The following is a 15,888-nucleotide window of genomic DNA, read 5'->3' on the forward strand; positions in this document are numbered from 1 at the left end:
TGCTCGGTGTGACGGTCGGTGCGATCGAGGCCTGATGACCTCGTGAGCACCACTCTTCCGTCCAAAGTGCTCACCTTCTGACTATTTTTCGTGGCAGTCTCGGAGCATGCGCGCCGACCGCCTCATCCAGGTGCTGCTCCACCTCCAGTCGCGCCCCCGCGTGACGGCGGCCGAGCTCGCCGACGCGCTCGAGGTCTCGGTGGCGACCGCCCGCCGGGACCTCGAGGCGCTGTCGGCCGCGGGCGTGCCCGTATACCCGCAGCCGGGCCGCGGCGGCGGGTGGTCGCTGCTCGGCGGGTCGCGCACGGACCTCAGCGGCCTCACGGCGCCCGAGGCGCGCGCGCTGTTCCTGCTCGCCGGGCCGGGCGCGGCGTCGTCCGACCACGCGCGCGCGGCGCTGCGCAAGCTCGTGCGCGCGCTGCCCGCCACCTTCCGGGCCGAGGCGGAGGCGGCCGCCGCGGCCGTGGTCGTGGACCGGGAGGGGTGGAGCGCGGCCGGCCGGGTCCGGCCGCCGGAGGTCGACGCCCTGCAGCGCGCCGTCGTCGAGCGGCGCCGCGTGCGGATCGACTACACCGGCGCGACCGGGCGGTCCTCGAGCCGCGCCCTCGACCCCTGGGGGCTCGTCGACAAGGACGGCGCCTGGTACCTGATCGCCGGCACGGACCGCGGCCCGCGCACCTTCCGTCTCGACCGCGTCGGCGCGCTGGACGTCACCGACGAGCCCGCCGTCGTGCCCGACGGCGTCGACCTGCAGGCGGAGTGGGACCGCGTCGTCGGCGAGGTCGAGGCGAGACGGTCCGCGACGTGGGCCACCGTGCGCGTGGCCCCCGAGCACGTCGACGTCCTGCGCGCCCAGTTCGGGCGGCACACGGTGATCGTCGACGGCGGCGACGGCGCTCGCGCGACGGTGCGGGTCGCCGCCCCCACGCCGCTCGACGTCGCGCGCCACCTGGCCGGCTGGGGCGCCCAGGCCGACGTCGTCGGACCGCCGGAGGTGCGGGCGGAGCTCGCGCGTCTCGGGGCGGAGCTGGTGGTGGCGCACGGGCGGGGCTAACCGCAGTCGTCAGGCGTCGTCGAGCGCTACCAGCCAGTCGGCCCAGAACGCCTTCCACAGCTCGGCCTCGGCCGCGGAGCCGAGCCGCTCGTGGGTCACGATCAGGCGCAGCCGCGACCCGACCGGGTCCGGCGAGAACATCGCGACGCCGTGCTCGCCGTCGTCGTCTGACACCCCGAACCGCGGACTTTTCACGCCCGGGCGCGACCGCGGTGCGAGCGTGAGGCCGGGCACGAGGCCGGCGCGGTCGCCGTCGTCGTCGAGCAGGGCGCGCAGCGCGTCGCGGTCGACGTCGAGCAGCCGCGACCGGCTGACCGAGAACGTGCCGTCGGGCCGCTGGCCGGGCACGCGCAGCCCGGTGATGCGCTCGTAGCCCACGGTGACCGACTGCGCCCACCAGCCGGAGACGCCGTGCTCGCCCGCGACCCAGGCGGCGATGGCGGTGTGCCCGGCGTCGCGACCGGGGCCGGCGTCGACGAGCGCGACCCACTCGTCCCACCCGCGGCCGGTGCCCTCGCGGATCGTGTCGTCGGAGAGGTCGGGCTCCGACACCCAGGCGCGGGCGCCGGCCGGGGGAGGTGCCGCCCGGGCGAGGAGGGTGCGGCGCGCGGCGCCGTACCTCTCGCCGGTGGCGGCCATGCGCGCGCGGACGCGCTTCTTGAACGACTCCTGCGTAGTCATGAGGACTCCTGCGTGCTCGCACGGTGCGCCACCCGCGGCTCGCGCCCGCCGGCAGGCACCGGTGAACACGGTGTCCTGACCGCGTCGAGCACTCGAGGTCCCCTCTGTCCCCACCGCTCGCGCGGTCCCGGCGGCGCGAGCGCCGGTCCGGGGATCGGGCGGGACGCGCCGCCCTGCCGACCAGCATAGGGCGCGGCGCCGCCGGGCGCCCGGGACGGCGCCCGCGGCGTCAGGCGGCGGGGGAGACCAGCGCGCGCAGCTCGTCGTGGGGGAGGTTCGCCCCGAACGCCGGTGTGCCGGGCTGCAGGCGCGCGCCGGCGGACAGCGGGCCCGCGACGACGGGGTCGAAGCCGAGCCGGTCGACGAGACCGGCGACCTGCGCCACGTCGTCGGCGTCGTCCCCCGCGACGGCGATCGCCCGGCGGCCCGGGGCTCCCGCAGGACGGGCCCCGGCGTCCAGGTCGTGGTAGCCCATGTGGTTGAACGCCTTGACGACCCGCGACGCGGCCAGGAACTCCTGCACGAGCTCGCTCGTCGAGGCGGCCGGGTCGCTGAGGTCGGCCCGGTGCCCGTCCACCTCCCACCAGTAGTTCATGGCGTCGACGACGAGCTTGCCGGCCAGCGCGTCCGCAGGCACGGTGCGGTACCGGCCCAGCGGCAGGGCGAGCACGACGACGTCGGCCTTCGCCGCGGCCTCCTGGGCCGTGACGGCCTGCGCGCCGGGCGCGAGCACCTCGACGGTCAGCGCGATCCTCGCCGGGTCGCCGGAGCCCGCGACGAGCACGCGGTACCCGGCCTCCACGGCGAGCCGCGCCAGGACCGTGCCGACCTTGCCCGCGCCGAGGACGCCGATCGTGGCGGTCACGCGGCACCGCCTGCCGTGACCGGCCCCGCCGGGGACGCCGCGGCGTGCTCGGCGACGAGCTCGCGGACCCGGGGGACCACCTGCGTGCCGTACAGCTCCACGTTGCGCAGGCGGGCCTCGGCGGGCTGAGCGCCGGTGGTGTAGATCATGTCGAACCGGCCGACGCCGAGCTCGGTCACCGCGGACGCGATCTTGCGGGCCACGGTCTCCGGCGAGCCGATGTACAGGGAGCCGTGCGCCACCTCGGCGTCGTACTCCTCACGCCGGATCGGCGGCCAGCCGCGGGAGGCGCCGATGCGGTCGCGCTGGAGGCGGTAGTGGGGCCAGAAGATCTCGACGGCCTCCTCGTCGGTGTCGGCGACGAACCCCGGCGAGTGCATCCCGACCGGGTGCGCCGTCGTGCCGAGCTGGGCGGTCGCGCGCCGGTACAGGTCGACGTACGGCGCGAACCGGCCGGGCTCCCCGCCGATGATCGCGAGCATGAGGGGCAGGCCGTAGTGCGCGGCCCGGACCACGGACTGCGGGGAGCCGCCCACGCCCACCCACGTCGACAGGTGGCCGGACTCGGTCTTGGGGAAGACGTCGGCGTCGCGCAGCGCGGGCCGGGTGGTGCCCGACCAGGTGACCGGCTGCTCCTTGAGGAGCTCGGTGAAGAGGTGGATCTTCTCGTCGAAGAGGAGGTCGTAGTCGGCCAGGTCGTAGCCGAACAGCGGGAACGACTCGGTGAACGACCCCCGCCCGAGGATGACCTCCGCGCGGCCGTCCGAGAGCGCGTCGAGGGTGGCGAAGCGCTGGAAGACGCGCACCGGGTCGTCGGAGGACAGCACCGTGACGCCCGAGGCGAGGCGGATCCGCTCCGTGCGCGACGCGATCGCGGCGAGCACGGTCTCCGGCGTCGAGATCGCGTACTCGGGCCGGTGGTGCTCGCCGAGGGCGACGACGTCGACGCCCACCCGGTCGGCCAGCACGGCCTCCTCGACGACCTGGCGGATCGCGGCGGCGTGCGAGACGAGCTCGCCGTCGGCGCCCACCGGGCGGTCGCCGAACGAGTCGAGCCCGAGCTGGAGCGTGGTCATGATGCCCTCCCGTGACGGTGTCGGTCGCCGGGGGTAACGTCGGAATTGACGTGTCAATTCCCGAGGGCTGGAGGGCGGCATGACCCAGGGCCGGGACGGCGGTCGGCGCTCGCCGACCAGCGACCAGCTGCGCACCTGGCGCGAGTTCGTCGAGACCACGGACGCGCTGCGCTCGCGGCTGTCCGCGCGCCTGCAGGCCGAGTCGGGGCTCTCGTCGTCCGACTACGCCGTCCTGCTCGCCCTGCACGACGCCCAGGGTCACTGCCTGCGATCGTCGGCGCTCGCGGACGCCGTCGGCTGGGAGCGCAGCCGCCTGTCGCACCAGGTGGGCCGCATGGAACGGCGCGGCCTGGTCGCCCGGCAGGGGAGCCGCGCGGCCGGCGTCGCGCTCACCGACGACGGCGCGGCGACGTTCCGTCGCGCGTCCGTCGCGCACCTGCGCGTCGTGCGGCAGCTCTTCGTCGACGCGCTCACCGACGACCAGCTGGCGGCCGCCGGCGAGATCGCCGTCGGGCTGCGGGCCGCGCTGGACCGTCCCGAGCTGTCCCCGGCCCAGGCTCCGGCCGAGGGCTGAACCGCTTCGGGGCAGGCCGCGCGCGCGTCGGTGGGTCGTGCCACGCTCGTCGCATGTCCACCTCTCCCGGGCGCGGCCCGGTGACCCCGCTCGTCGACCTGCACGGCAGGTCCGCGTGGAGCGTGCTCCCGCCGCTCATCCTCGGCTTCTTCATGATCATGGTCGACACGACCATCGTGAACATCGCCATCCCCACCCTGACCGAGCAGTTCTCCGCCTCCCTCATCGAGGTCGGCTGGGTCAACAGCGCCTACCTGCTCTCGTACGCGGTGCTGATGCTCCTCGCCGGCCGGCTCGGCGACCGCTACGGGCAGAAGTCGGTGTTCATCGCCGGGTTGATCGTGTTCACGACGTTCTCGTTCCTGTGCGGGTTCTCCGGCAACATCGGCTCGGAGCCCGAGATCGGCTGGCTCATCGGCTTCCGGGTGGTCCAGGGCGTCGGCGCCGCGATGATGACGCCGCAGACGATGTCGATGATCACGCGCGTCTTCCCGCCCACCCAGCGCGGAGCGGCGATGGGGCTGTGGGGCGCGACGGCGGGCGTGGCGACGCTCGTCGGCCCGCTCCTCGGCGGCGTCTTCGTGGAGACGATCGGCTGGGAGTGGATCTTCTACGTCAACATCCCGGTGGGCGTGGCGGCGCTGTGGTTCTCGGTCGCGCGGCTGCCGCACCTGCCGTCGCACGGCACGACGATCGACCCGCTGGGCGTGGTGCTGTCCGTCCTGGGCCTCGCGGCGGTGGTCTTCGGCCTCCAGGAGGGCGAGAACTTCGACTGGGGCCACATCTGGGGGCCGTTCTCCGTATGGTCGGTGGTGGGTCTCGGCGTCCTCGTGCTCGCGGTCTTCGTGTGGTGGCAGCACCGCCAGGGCCCGCGCGCTCTGCTGCCGCTGCGGCTGTTCAGCTCGCGCAACTTCTCGCTCGCGAACGTCGACGGCATGGTCGTGACCTTCGCGATGATCGGCATCTTCTTCCCGCTGACGATCTTCCTGCAGTCGATCCTCGGCCTGACGCCCATCAATGCGGCGCTCGTGATGATGCCAGGCTCGCTCGTGTCCGGCGTCGTCGCGCCGTTCGCGGGCCGGCTGTCGGACCGGGTGCCCGCCAAGTGGGTGGTGGCGGCCGGGTTCGCCGCCATCGCCGGCGCGGTGCTGTGGCTCGCCGCGGTGCTCGACCCTGACCTGTCCCCGTTCGCGCTGCTGTGGCCCATGGCGCTGTTCGGCGTCGGCACGGGGCTCACGTTCTCGCCGCTGTCCAACCTGGCGACGTCGGGGCTCGACGCGCGCACGGCCGGGGCGGGCGCCGGTGCGTTCAACACCACCCGTCAGGTGGGCGGGGTCATCGGGTCGGCGGTCGTCGTGGCGCTGCTGTCCGCCCGGCTCACGGTCACGGTCCCGGCGGCCGCGCAGGACGTCGCCGCGCAGCTGCCCGAGCAGTACCGCCAGGCGTTCGTCGACGGCATCTCGCAGGCGAGCGGCAGCCTCGGCACGACGGCGGTCGGGTCGGTGCAGCTGCCCGACCAGGTGCCGGCCTCGGTCGCCGAGCAGGTCGGGGCGGCCGCCCAGCAGGCGTTCTTCGCGGGCTTCGCCGACGCGGCGGCGCAGACGCTGCTGCTGGTGGGTGTGGTGCTCGTCGTCGGGGTGCTCTGCGCGGCGGCGATGTCCCCCGTGCAGCACCGCGAGCACGAGGCCGCGCCGACGGCGGCCTGACACCCCGGGGAGCGTCGTGGGCGCTCGTCCGGCGCTGTTCCGGGCAGGAACGGCGCCGGACGAGCGCCCACGGTGCTCGATGGGTCAGGCGCGGATGTCTCCGCTGAAGTCGACGTCCCTGGTCTCCTTCTGCAGCCACAGCGCGACGAACGTGATCGCGGCCATCGCCGTGAGGTACACGCCCACCAGCACCGGGGACTCGGCGGCCTCCCACAGCCACACCGCGACGAACGGGGCGACGGCGGCACCGAGGATCGACGCGAGGTTGTAGGCCACCGACGCGCCCGTGTAGCGCACGTTCGCGGGGAACAGCTCGGGCAGCAGCGCGGCCATCGGGCCGAAGGTCAGGCCCATGAGGGTGAAGCCGATGATGAGCAGCGACTGCACGCCGATCGTGCCGCCCGCGAAGAGGGGCACGAACAGCAGGCCGAAGGCGGCGATGCCTCCGGTGACGACCAGCAGCATCGGGCGGCGGCCGTACTTCTCGGCCAGGGGTCCGGACGCGAGCGTGAAGAGGCCGAAGAACACGCAGCCCACGATGAGCATCCAGAGGAAGTCGATCTTCTCGTAGCCCAGGCCCGCGGGGGAGCCGTCGGTGGGGGAGGTGGCCGCGACGCCGTAGTTCAGCGTGAACGTGGTCATCAGGTAGAAGAGCCCGTACGTGGCGAGCATGATGAACGTGCCCGAGACGATCTTGCGCCACGAGGTGCGGAAGACCTCGGCCACCGGCACCTTCGCCACGGCCTCCGCCTCGACGACCTTGGTGAACGCGGGCGTCTCGATGAGCTTGAGCCGCACCCACAGGCCCACGATGACGAGCACCGAGCTGGCGAGGAACGGCACGCGCCAGCCCCACGACGTGAACTGCGCGTCGGTGAGGGTCTGGGACAGCCCGATGAAGACGAGGTTGGCCAGGATGAAGCCGATCGGCGCGCCGAGCTGCGGGAACGTGCCCCAGATCGCGCGCTTGCCGGCCGGTGCGTTCTCGGTGGCCAGCAGGGCGGCGCCGCCCCACTCGCCGCCGAGGCCCAGGCCCTGGCAGAACCGGCACAGCACCAGGACGAGCGGCGCGAGCACGGCCCAGCCCGGCGTGGTGGCGGCAGGGATCACGCCGATGACGACGGTGGCGATCCCCATGGTGAGGAGCGACGCGACGAGAGTCGTCTTGCGCCCCACCCGGTCGCCGAAGTGCCCAAAGAGCACCGACCCGAGCGGCCGGGCGACGAAGGCGACGCCGAACGCGGCGAACGACGCGAGCAACGCCGTCGTGCCGTCCTGGTTCGGGAAGAACAGCGCCGGGAACACGAGCGAGGCCGCGGTCGCGTACGCGTAGAAGTCGTAGAACTCGATGGAGGTGCCGATGAGCGACGCGACGATGACGCGGCCGCGCGAGTTGACGGCCGGCGTCGGCGTGCTGGGGGCGCCCGACGTGACGGAGGAGGTCATGGTCGACGACCGTAGAACCGGCGTCCCGCATCATGAACAATTGTCTCAGGATATGAATAGCGCCCCGCTGCGTGCCGGTGCCCGCCGCGTGAAGGTGTGGTGAACGTGAATAAGCCCGCCGGGGCGCGTGTTGGCACCACCGTGCCGGGCGAGGCAGGATCGACGGCGCGCTGGGACGACGGTACCGACGGCATCCCAGGACCACTGCATCCGTAACGACGGGACGAACACGACGACATGAACGATCTGCTGCACGTCAACGGCGGGACTCCTCTCGAGGGCACGATCACGGTCCGGGGGGCGAAGAACTTCGTCTCCAAGGCGATGGTGGCGTCGCTGCTGGGCGAGTCGGCGAGCGTCCTGCGCAACGTGCCGCAGATCCGGGACGTGGGCGTGGTCACGGGCTTGCTGGAGCTGCACGGGGTGACGGTGAAGTCGGACCCGGACGCCGGGATCCTGGACCTCGACCCGTCCAACGTCGAGTCGGCGCACGTGGCGGACATCGACGCGCACGCGGGCTCGAGCCGGATCCCGATCTTGTTCTGCGGGCCGCTGCTGCACCGGCTCGGTGAGGCGTTCATCCCCGACCTGGGCGGCTGCCGGATCGGCGACCGGCCGATCAACTACCACCTGGACATCCTGCGCCAGTTCGGCGCGGTGGTGGACAAGATGCCCAACGGCATCCAGCTGCGCGCGCCGCGCCGGCTGCAGGGCACCAAGATCTCGCTGCCGTACCCGTCGGTGGGCGCCACGGAGCAGCTGCTGCTCACCGCGGTGCGGGCCGAGGGCATCACGGAGCTGACCGGCGCGGCGACCGAGCCGGAGATCATGGACCTGATCGCGGTGCTGCAGAAGATGGGCGCGATCATCTCGGTGGACACCGACCGGGTGATCCGGATCGAGGGTGTGGACCGGCTCGAGGGGTACTCGCACACGGCGCTCGGGGACCGGATCGAGACGGCGTCGTGGGCGTCGGCCGCGCTGGCCACCGGCGGCGACGTGACGGTCAAGGGTGCGACGCAGCCCGAGATGATGACCTTCCTCAACACGTTCCGGAAGGTCGGCGGCCGGTTCGACGTGCAGGAGGACGGGATCCGGTTCTGGCACCCGGGCGGGGACCTGGACTCGATCGTGCTGGAGACGGACGTGCACCCCGGCTTCATGACGGACTGGCAGCAGCCGCTCGTCGTGGCCCTCACGCAGGCCAAGGGCCTGTCGATCGTGCACGAGACGGTGTACGAGAACCGGTTCGGGTTCGCCGACGCGCTGCGGAAGATGGGCGCGACGATCCAGGTGTACAAGGAGTGCCTCGGCGGGCGCGACTGCCGGTTCGGGCAGCGCAACTTCCACCACTCGGCTGTCATCTCGGGCCCGACGCCGCTGTCTGCGGCGGACATCGAGGTGCCGGACCTGCGGGGCGGGTTCTCCCACCTGATCGCGGCGCTGGCGGCGAAGGGGACCTCCACGGTGCGGGGCATCAGCCTGATCGACCGCGGGTACGAGTCGTTCCAGGACAAGCTCGTCGCCCTCGGCGCCGACGTCTCCCGCGGCTGAGGCACCTCGACCGCCGGGGCCGGGAGGTAGGCTCTGGCCCCGTGCCGATCGCCCGACCTGACTCCCGTGGTTACCGCCTCGTCGCGCGCATCGTGCGGCCGCTGCTGTTCTCGATGGTCCGCTACGACTGGGACGGCGGCGAGGAGAACCTGCCCCGTGAGGGCGGGTTCATCGCCGCCGCCAACCACGTCACCGAGTACGACGCCCTGACCCTGGCGCACTACCTTTTCGACAAGGGGTTCGAGCCGCGGATCCTGGCGAAGCGCGGCCTGTTCACCGCGCCGGTGGTCGGGTCGGTGCTGCGCGCGACTCGGATGATCCCGGTGGACCGCGGCACGTCCGCGGCCGCCCGGTCGCTCGAGGACGCGGGCAACCAGCTCGGCAGCGGCGCCTGCGTGGCGATCCTGCCGGAGGGCACGCTCACGCGGGACCCCGACCTGTGGCCGATGGAGGGCAAGACCGGCCTGGCGCGGCTGGCGCTCGTCAGCCGGCTGCCGGTCGTGCCCGTCGCCCAGTGGGGCGCCCACAAGATCCTGCCGCGGTACGGCCGCCTGCTGCGGCCCTTCCCGCGCAAGCCCGTGACGATCGTCGCCGGCCCGCCCGTCGACCTGTCGGACCTGTACGACCGGCCGATCGACACGCAGACCCTGCGCGAGGCCACCAACCGCGTCATGGACGCGATCACCGTGCAGCTCGCCGGGATCCGGGGTGAGGCGGCCCCGTCCGCCCGCTTCGACCTTCGCAAGCACCCCGAGTACGAACGCAAGCAGACCGTCTACCCGCCCGTGGAGCGCCCATGACGAACCCGACCACCGCACCCACGTCCGGGAACCCGTCGGCGCCGACCCGTGTCGCCGTCCTGGGCTCCGGGTCCTGGGGGACGACCTTCGCGATGGTCCTCGCCGACGCGGGCTGCGACGTCCGCCTGTGGGGTCGGGACCCGGCCGTCGCGGCCGAGGTCACGACCCGGCGCACCAACAGCAAGTACCTGCCCGGCATCGAGCTGCCCGCGATGACGGGCACCACCGACGCCGCCGCGGCGCTGGCCGGCGCGCAGATCGTCGTCGTCGCCGTGCCGTCGCAGGTGTCGCGCGCCACGCTCGCCGGCCTGCGGGACCTCGTCGAGCCCGATGCCGTCATCGTCTCCCTGATGAAGGGGGTCGAGCTCGGCACGGACGAGCGCATGAGCCAGGTCATCGTCGAGGCGCTCGACGTGCCGCTGTCGCGTGTGGCCGTCGTCTCGGGCCCGAACCTCGCGGCCGAGATCGCCCGCCGCCAGCCCACGGCGACCGTGGTGGCCTGCCAGGACGAGTCGGCGGCGAGGTTCGTCGCCGACGCCTGCTCGAACTCCTACTTCCGCCCCTACACCAACGACGACGTGGTCGGCGTGGAGCTGTGCGGGGCGGTGAAGAACGTCATCGCGTTGGCCGTCGGCATGGCGCAGGGCCGCGGTTTCGGGTCGAACACCGCCGCGACCGTCATCACGCGCGGCCTGGTCGAGATCACGCGCCTCGGCCTCGAGCTAGGTGCCGACGCCGCGACCTTCTCCGGGCTCGCGGGGATGGGCGACCTCGTGGCGACCTGCACGTCTCCGCTGTCGCGGAACAACACCCTCGGCCGCCACATCGGCGAGGGGATGTCGCTGGAGGAGGCGGTGGTCGCCACCGGTACGACGGCGGAGGGCGCCAAGTCCTGCCGCTCCGTGCTCGACCTCGCCGCCAAGCACGGGGTCGACATGCCGATCACCGCCGGGGTCGTCGCGGTGCTGTACGAGGGCCTCCCGGTGGAGGAGATGGCCCGCGGCCTGCTCGCGCGCCCGCAGAAGTCCGAGGGCGTCGACGGCTGATCGTCGCCCGCCGTACGGTGGCGCCATGACTCCCGCGCCGCCTCCCGCGCCCCGGCCCGTCCTGGTGTTCGACGTCCTCGGCACGCTGGTCGACCAGGCGGGGAGCCTCGAGGCCGCGGTGCAGGGCGCGGGGCTGGACGCGGGGACCGCGCGCGGCGTCGTCACGACGTGGCTCGGCCGGGTCGCCGACCGGGAGCGGGACGCGGTCGCGGGGCGTCGTGGCTTCGCGCCGAGCGGCGTCCTGGACCGCGAGGTCCTCGCAGGGCTGGCGGCCGAGGGCGCGCTGCCGGCGTCCGCCGTCGACCGCCTCGCGACCGCCGCCGAGCGGCTGCGCCCCTGGCCGGACTCCGTGGCGGGCGTGGCGGCGCTGGCGCGGGACTTCACCGTGCTCGGCCTGTCCAACGCGGACCGTCGCACGCTCGCCGCGCTACGCGGGGACGCCGGCCTGGCATGGCACGAGGTGCTGTCGGCGGAGGACGTCGGCACCTACAAACCGGATCCGGCGCTCTACGTCGCGGCGGTCGCGGCGGCGACGGGCGGTGCGACGGGCGAGGCGAGCGCAGGCCCGCCCGTCATGGTCGCCGCCCACGCCTGGGACCTGCGCGCGGCCGCCGCCGTGGGGATGCGGACCGCCTACGTGCCGCGGCCCCAGGGCGACGCCCCGCGGGACGACGACGCGTTCGACCTGCACGCCGCCGACCTGGCGGACCTGCACGGCCGCCTGCTCGCCGGGGAGCTGCGGACGGTGGGCTGACGCGTCAGGTGGCGGGGCCGGCCCCCGAGCGCAGCGCCTGGTCGAGGTCCGCCCAGAGGTCCTCGACGTCCTCGACGCCCACGGACAGACGCAGCAGGTCCTCGGGCACGGTGCGCGACTCGGTGGCGAACCGCCGGCGACGCTCGAGCGTGGACTCGACGCCGCCGAGGGACGTGGCGGGCACCCAGAGGCGCACGGCGGCGACGACGGCGTCGGCGGCGGCGGGACCGCCGTGCGGACGGACGCCGAGGATCGCGCCGAAGCCGTTCATGAGGCCGGCGGCACGCTCGTGCCCGGGGTCGCCGGGCAGCGACGGGTGCCGCACCTCGGCCACGCCCGGGTGCCCGGCGAGGCGACGGGCGAGCTCGGCCGCCGACGCGTTCGCCCGCTCCACCCGCAGGTGCAGCGTGCGCAGGCCACGCAGTGCCAGCCACACCTCCATCGGGCCGGGGATGGCGCCGTGCAGCGTGCGGTATCCCCGCAGCCCGGCGACGATCTCGTCGTCGCGGGCGACGGCGGCGCCCAGCACGACGTCGGAGTGCCCGGCCAGGTACTTGGTCACCGAGTGCACGACGACGTCCGCACCGAGGTCGAGCGGGCGCTGGCCGAGCGGCGTCGCGAACGTGTTGTCGACGACGCTGCGCACGCCGCGCTCGCGCGCCGCCGTGAGGATCGCGGGCAGGTCCGCGACCTCCAGCATGGGGTTGGTGGGCGACTCGGCGAGCAGCACGTCGGCGCCGTCGAGCGCCGCGACCACCTGCGCGGTGTCGGAGATGTCGACCCGGCGCACGTCGACCCCGTGCCGGGCGGCGAGGTCGTCGAGGTAGCCCAGCGACACCTGGTACGCGTGCCGCGGCACCACGACCGCGCCGCCGTGGGGCACGTCGCCGACCGCCGCGATCACGGCCGCCATGCCCGAGCCGAAGACCACGCCGTGCCGGGCGCCCTCCAGCGCCGCCAGCGCCTCCTCGAACGGGTGCCACGTCTCGGTGTCCATCCGCGTGTACAGCAGCTCGCCGGGGCCGGTCACGCCCTGGTTGACGTAGGTCGAACTGAGCACGACCGGCGGGTTCACGGGACCGCCCTGGACCCGGGGCGGGCGGCCCGCCGTCACGGCGAGGGTGGCGGGGGAGAGCGGCACATGCGGTCCGTGCGGGTCGTGCGTCATGGCCGCAGGGTACGACGGCGCACCCGGCCGGCGACGCGCCGTCCCATCGACCTGGCTCTGACACGTCCTGGGCAGCACGGACCGTCAGAGCCGCGGCGGGATCCATGCCGACGTGACTCTGACACCTCGGGTCAGACGGCGGCGCGCGGCTCGACGAGGCGGGCCAGCAGCTCGACCAGCAGGCGTTCGACGAGCGGCGCGGGCAGCGCCTCCACGAGTGCCAGCAGCGGTGCCATCGGACCGACGCCGGGAGCGGCGTCCGGGTCGTCGCCGACCGTCCCCAGGCCGACCGCGTCGAGCAGGGCCGCCGCCGTCGCGGAGTCGAGAGGTGCGGCGGGGTCGAGGGGCGGGAGGGAGCCGAGCAGCGCGCCGGCGTCGGGCCGTGGCAGGCCGCGGACGTCGTCGGCCGCCGCGCGCAGCACGGGCACGAGCTCGCCGAGCACCCCGTCGGTGACCGGGGTGACGGTGAGGTGCGTGGTGTGCGGCAGTCGGGTGCCGTCGCCCTGCTCCAGCCCGGGCTGGGCCTGGAGGGTCCAGCCCCGGGTGGAGACGGCGTCCGCCCACAGGTGCGGGTCCACGCGGCGCTCCGCCGGCACGGCGTCGTCGGCGGCGACGGCGAGCAGCGGCCCGACGGGGGAGCCGACGACGCGCAGCCCGTCGATCCCGGCCGGTCCGTCGACGGCGTCGCGCAGCGCGAGGGTGGCACGCCGGGCGCGGCCGGCGAGCGTCGCGAGCCCGTCCGCGCCGAGGGCCTGCAGGATCGCCCACGCGGCGGCGAGCGGGCCGCCGGAGCGGGAGCCGAGCAGCGTCGGGTTCACCACGGGGTACCCGGGCCAGCGGGTGGTGGCGAAGTACTGCGCGCGCTGCCGGTCGCGGTCCCGGTGCAGCAGCACGGACGCGCCCTTGGGTGCGAAGGCGTACTTGTGCAGGTCGGCGCTCACGCTGGTGACGCCCGGCACGCGCAGGTCCCAGGCGGGCAGGCCGGGCCAGAACGGCAGGGCGAACCCGCCGATGCACGCGTCCACGTGCACGGGCACGCCCGCCGCGGAGGCGAGGGCCGCGACGTCGGCCACCGGGTCGGCGGCGGCGTGCGGGTACGACGGCGCTGAGACGACGACGAGGGCGACGTCGGCGGCTCCCTCCGGGCCGGCGGCCAGGCGCGCGCCGAGGGCCGCGGCGTCCACGGCTCCCGCCGCCGGGCCGTCGGCGGCGACGGGCACGAGGTCGAGCTCCAGCCCGTACAGGTGCGCGGCCTTCTGGAACGCGGCGTGCACCGTGACGGGCGCGACCAGCCGGGGTCGCGCCTCGCCCGGCCGCAGCCCACGGGCGGCGAGCCACGTGTCCCGCGCGGACTGCACCGCGAGCAGGCAGCTCTCCGTGCCGCCGCTGGTCACGGTGCCGACGGTGTCGGCATCGCCGCCGAGCAGGTCGCGGGCGAAGGCCACGACGTCGCGCTCCAGGGCGGCCACCGAGCCGAACGTCGTCGGGTCGAGCCCGTTGACGGGCTGCATCGCGCGCGCGGCGTCGCCGGCGAGCGCGTCCAGCTCGGGGACGCCGGGGTCGTACACGTAGCTGAGCACCCGGCCGCCGTGGGTGGGGGCGTCGCGGTGGCGCAGGGTGGCCAGCGCGGCGAGCACGGCGGCAGGGTCCTGGGCCAGGTCGAGCGCGCCGTCGGGCAGGGCAGGGCGGTTCACGGGGCCTCCTGGGGTCGGGGAGCGGGAGTGTCGGCCCGGGTGGGGCCGGGGTCCGCGGAGGAGTAGGGGGCGACGTCGGGTGCGTCGTCGGGGGCGGTGTCGGGCGCGTCGACGTCGCGGCGGCGCAGCGGGTACCGGCCGAGGGGCAGGAGGCTCGCGGCCACGAGCAGCGCGGGCAGGAGGCTGAACGACGCGACGACGCCGAGCACGGCGGCGGCGGGCTGGACGACGGTCTGCCCGCCCGTGGACTCCACGTAGCCGGTCACGGCGAGCACCGCGGTCAGCAGGGTGGTGCCGAGCGCCATGCCGGTGGTCTCGCCCGCGGTCCAGACGCCGCCGAACGCGCCGGCGCGGTCGGTGCGCGTCGTGCGGGCGTCGTGCGCGATGACGTCGGGGAGCATCGCCATCGGCAGCGACTGCATGCCCGCGTACGCCGCGCCGGCCAGGGCCACGGGCCCGTACACCCAGGCGCCGGGCGACCAGGCGAGGGGCAGCAGCGCGAGCGCCGCCACGGCGAACAGCACCGACGCCAGCCGGAACGCACGCTCCTTCCCGACGCGCCGGGCGAGCACGCCCCATGCCGGCGTCACGACGAGCGCCGGCCCCACCAGGGCGACGAACAGGAACGTCACGGCGGCGGTGTCGTGCAGCACCCAGGTGGCGACGTACTGGGCGCCCGCGAGCATGGCGCCGGTGGCGAGCGCCTGCAGCACGAAGGTGCCGAGCAGCGTGCGGAACGGACGGCTCGAGCGCAGCAGCCCGAGTCCCTCGCGGTAGTGCGCTGCGAGCCGCGCCCGCGCTCGTACCGGCCGGGGCGGGGCGGGCGGCCCCGCCGAGCGCTCGGCCGTCGACGCGAGCAGCAGCGCCGCCCCGAGCACCAGCGACGCGGCCACCGCCATGAGCAGGTACCCGAGCCTCTCGTCATCGCCCCCGAGCCCGCGCAGCGCGGGCCCGCCGCCGCCGAACAGCAGGATCGCGGCGGTGAGCACCACCACCCGCGCGGTGAGCAGGCGGGTCCGGGCGTCGTAGGTGCCGGCCAGCTCGGCGGGCAGGGCGATGTACGGCACCTGGAACAGGCTGAACGCCGTCGCCGCCGCGAGGAACGCGAGGAGCACCCAGGTCGCGGCGCCCGCCGGGGCGAGGGAGGCGGGGACGGCGAACGTCAGGGTGAAGAACACCGGCAGGGCGAGGCCGCCCACCACCATGAGGCGGCGACGACGCCCGGTGCGGGCGCGCTCGCGGTCGCTGGCGGAGCCGATGAGCGGGTCGATGACGACGTCCCACACCTTCGCGGCGGTGACCAGGAGGCCCGCGAGGCCCGCGGCGACGCCGAGCGTGTCGGTGAGGTAGAAGACCAGCACCAGGCCGGGGAGCGTCGCGAACCCGCCGGTGCCGACGGACCCGACGGCGTACCGGGCGACCGTGCCCCTGCGCAGCGTCATGACGCGGGATCGTAGCGGTCCGGGAATG

14 protein-coding genes are annotated in these 15,888 nt (G+C 74.7%); 7 read left to right on the forward strand and 7 right to left on the reverse strand.

Annotation, left to right across the window (positions count from 1 at the left end; translation table 11 throughout):
* Positions 1 to 106 precede the first annotated feature (106 nt).
* Positions 107 to 1,054 carry a helix-turn-helix transcriptional regulator gene (locus ACH443_RS06590; RefSeq protein ID WP_430589834.1) on the forward strand — a complete coding sequence of 316 codons (948 nt, stop codon included), beginning with the start codon at positions 107 to 109 and terminating at the stop codon, positions 1,052 to 1,054.
* Positions 1,055 to 1,063: 9 nt separating this feature from the next.
* Here ACH443_RS06590 and ACH443_RS06595 read toward each other — a convergent pair whose 3' ends face one another.
* The 3 genes from ACH443_RS06595 to ACH443_RS06605 form a co-directional block, all read right to left on the reverse strand.
* The gene (locus ACH443_RS06595; RefSeq protein WP_430589835.1) at positions 1,064 to 1,735 is read right to left on the reverse strand and encodes a DUF4287 domain-containing protein; all 672 of its coding nucleotides are present in this window, start codon (positions 1,733 to 1,735) and stop codon (positions 1,064 to 1,066) included.
* 229 nt (positions 1,736 to 1,964) lie between these two features.
* Positions 1,965 to 2,600 carry an NADPH-dependent F420 reductase gene (locus tag ACH443_RS06600; protein ID WP_429763977.1) on the reverse strand — a complete coding sequence of 212 codons (636 nt, stop codon included), beginning with the start codon at positions 2,598 to 2,600 and terminating at the stop codon, positions 1,965 to 1,967.
* Complete coding sequence (locus ACH443_RS06605) at positions 2,597 to 3,676, reverse strand: LLM class flavin-dependent oxidoreductase (protein WP_430589836.1); 1,080 nt, start codon at positions 3,674 to 3,676, stop codon at positions 2,597 to 2,599. Before ACH443_RS06605 ends, ACH443_RS06600 begins: the two co-directional genes overlap by 4 nt.
* A gap of 79 nt (positions 3,677 to 3,755) precedes the next feature.
* Between ACH443_RS06605 and ACH443_RS06610 the strand changes: the two genes are divergently transcribed.
* A complete protein-coding gene (locus ACH443_RS06610; protein WP_430589837.1) occupies positions 3,756 to 4,250 on the forward strand; it encodes a MarR family winged helix-turn-helix transcriptional regulator in 495 nt (164 codons plus the stop codon).
* A gap of 53 nt (positions 4,251 to 4,303) precedes the next feature.
* Positions 4,304 to 5,956, forward strand: coding sequence for a DHA2 family efflux MFS transporter permease subunit (locus ACH443_RS06615; protein ID WP_429763980.1), 1,653 nt, complete (start codon positions 4,304 to 4,306; stop codon positions 5,954 to 5,956).
* 84 nt (positions 5,957 to 6,040) lie between these two features.
* Here the strand turns inward: ACH443_RS06615 and ACH443_RS06620 are convergent, their stop codons facing one another.
* The gene (locus tag ACH443_RS06620) at positions 6,041 to 7,402 is read right to left on the reverse strand and encodes an MFS transporter (RefSeq protein WP_430555923.1); all 1,362 of its coding nucleotides are present in this window, start codon (positions 7,400 to 7,402) and stop codon (positions 6,041 to 6,043) included.
* 237 nt (positions 7,403 to 7,639) lie between these two features.
* On the opposite strand from ACH443_RS06620, the gene murA reads away from it, so the two are divergent.
* The 4 genes from murA to ACH443_RS06640 are packed head-to-tail and all read left to right on the forward strand — an operon-like array spanning position 7,640 to position 11,556.
* The gene (gene murA / locus ACH443_RS06625; protein WP_429763982.1) at positions 7,640 to 8,956 is read left to right on the forward strand and encodes a UDP-N-acetylglucosamine 1-carboxyvinyltransferase; all 1,317 of its coding nucleotides are present in this window, start codon (positions 7,640 to 7,642) and stop codon (positions 8,954 to 8,956) included.
* A 41-nt stretch (positions 8,957 to 8,997) separates the two neighbouring features.
* Positions 8,998 to 9,756 carry a lysophospholipid acyltransferase family protein gene (locus tag ACH443_RS06630; protein WP_429763983.1) on the forward strand — a complete coding sequence of 253 codons (759 nt, stop codon included), beginning with the start codon at positions 8,998 to 9,000 and terminating at the stop codon, positions 9,754 to 9,756.
* On the forward strand, positions 9,753 to 10,802 hold the full coding sequence (locus ACH443_RS06635; protein WP_429763984.1) for an NAD(P)H-dependent glycerol-3-phosphate dehydrogenase: 1,050 nt from the start codon (positions 9,753 to 9,755) through the stop codon (positions 10,800 to 10,802). Before ACH443_RS06630 ends, ACH443_RS06635 begins: the two co-directional genes overlap by 4 nt.
* A gap of 25 nt (positions 10,803 to 10,827) precedes the next feature.
* Positions 10,828 to 11,556: an HAD-IA family hydrolase gene (locus ACH443_RS06640; protein WP_430589838.1), complete on the forward strand. Its 729-nt coding sequence runs from the start codon at positions 10,828 to 10,830 to the stop codon at positions 11,554 to 11,556.
* A gap of 4 nt (positions 11,557 to 11,560) precedes the next feature.
* On the opposite strand, the gene ACH443_RS06645 is transcribed toward ACH443_RS06640, so the two are convergent.
* The 3 genes from ACH443_RS06645 to ACH443_RS06655 form a co-directional block, all read right to left on the reverse strand.
* On the reverse strand, positions 11,561 to 12,724 hold the full coding sequence (locus ACH443_RS06645; RefSeq protein WP_430589839.1) for a trans-sulfuration enzyme family protein: 1,164 nt from the start codon (positions 12,722 to 12,724) through the stop codon (positions 11,561 to 11,563).
* A gap of 131 nt (positions 12,725 to 12,855) precedes the next feature.
* Positions 12,856 to 14,418: a pyridoxal phosphate-dependent decarboxylase family protein gene (locus tag ACH443_RS06650; protein WP_430589840.1), complete on the reverse strand. Its 1,563-nt coding sequence runs from the start codon at positions 14,416 to 14,418 to the stop codon at positions 12,856 to 12,858.
* Complete coding sequence (locus tag ACH443_RS06655) at positions 14,415 to 15,860, reverse strand: MFS transporter (protein WP_430589841.1); 1,446 nt, start codon at positions 15,858 to 15,860, stop codon at positions 14,415 to 14,417. The genes ACH443_RS06650 and ACH443_RS06655 overlap by 4 nt, the downstream gene beginning before the upstream one ends.
* Positions 15,861 to 15,888: the final 28 nt, after the last annotated feature.

The sequence above is a fragment of the Isoptericola sp. NPDC019571 genome, assembly GCF_044389385.1.
Taxonomy (GTDB): domain Bacteria; phylum Actinomycetota; class Actinomycetes; order Actinomycetales; family Cellulomonadaceae; genus Isoptericola; species Isoptericola nanjingensis.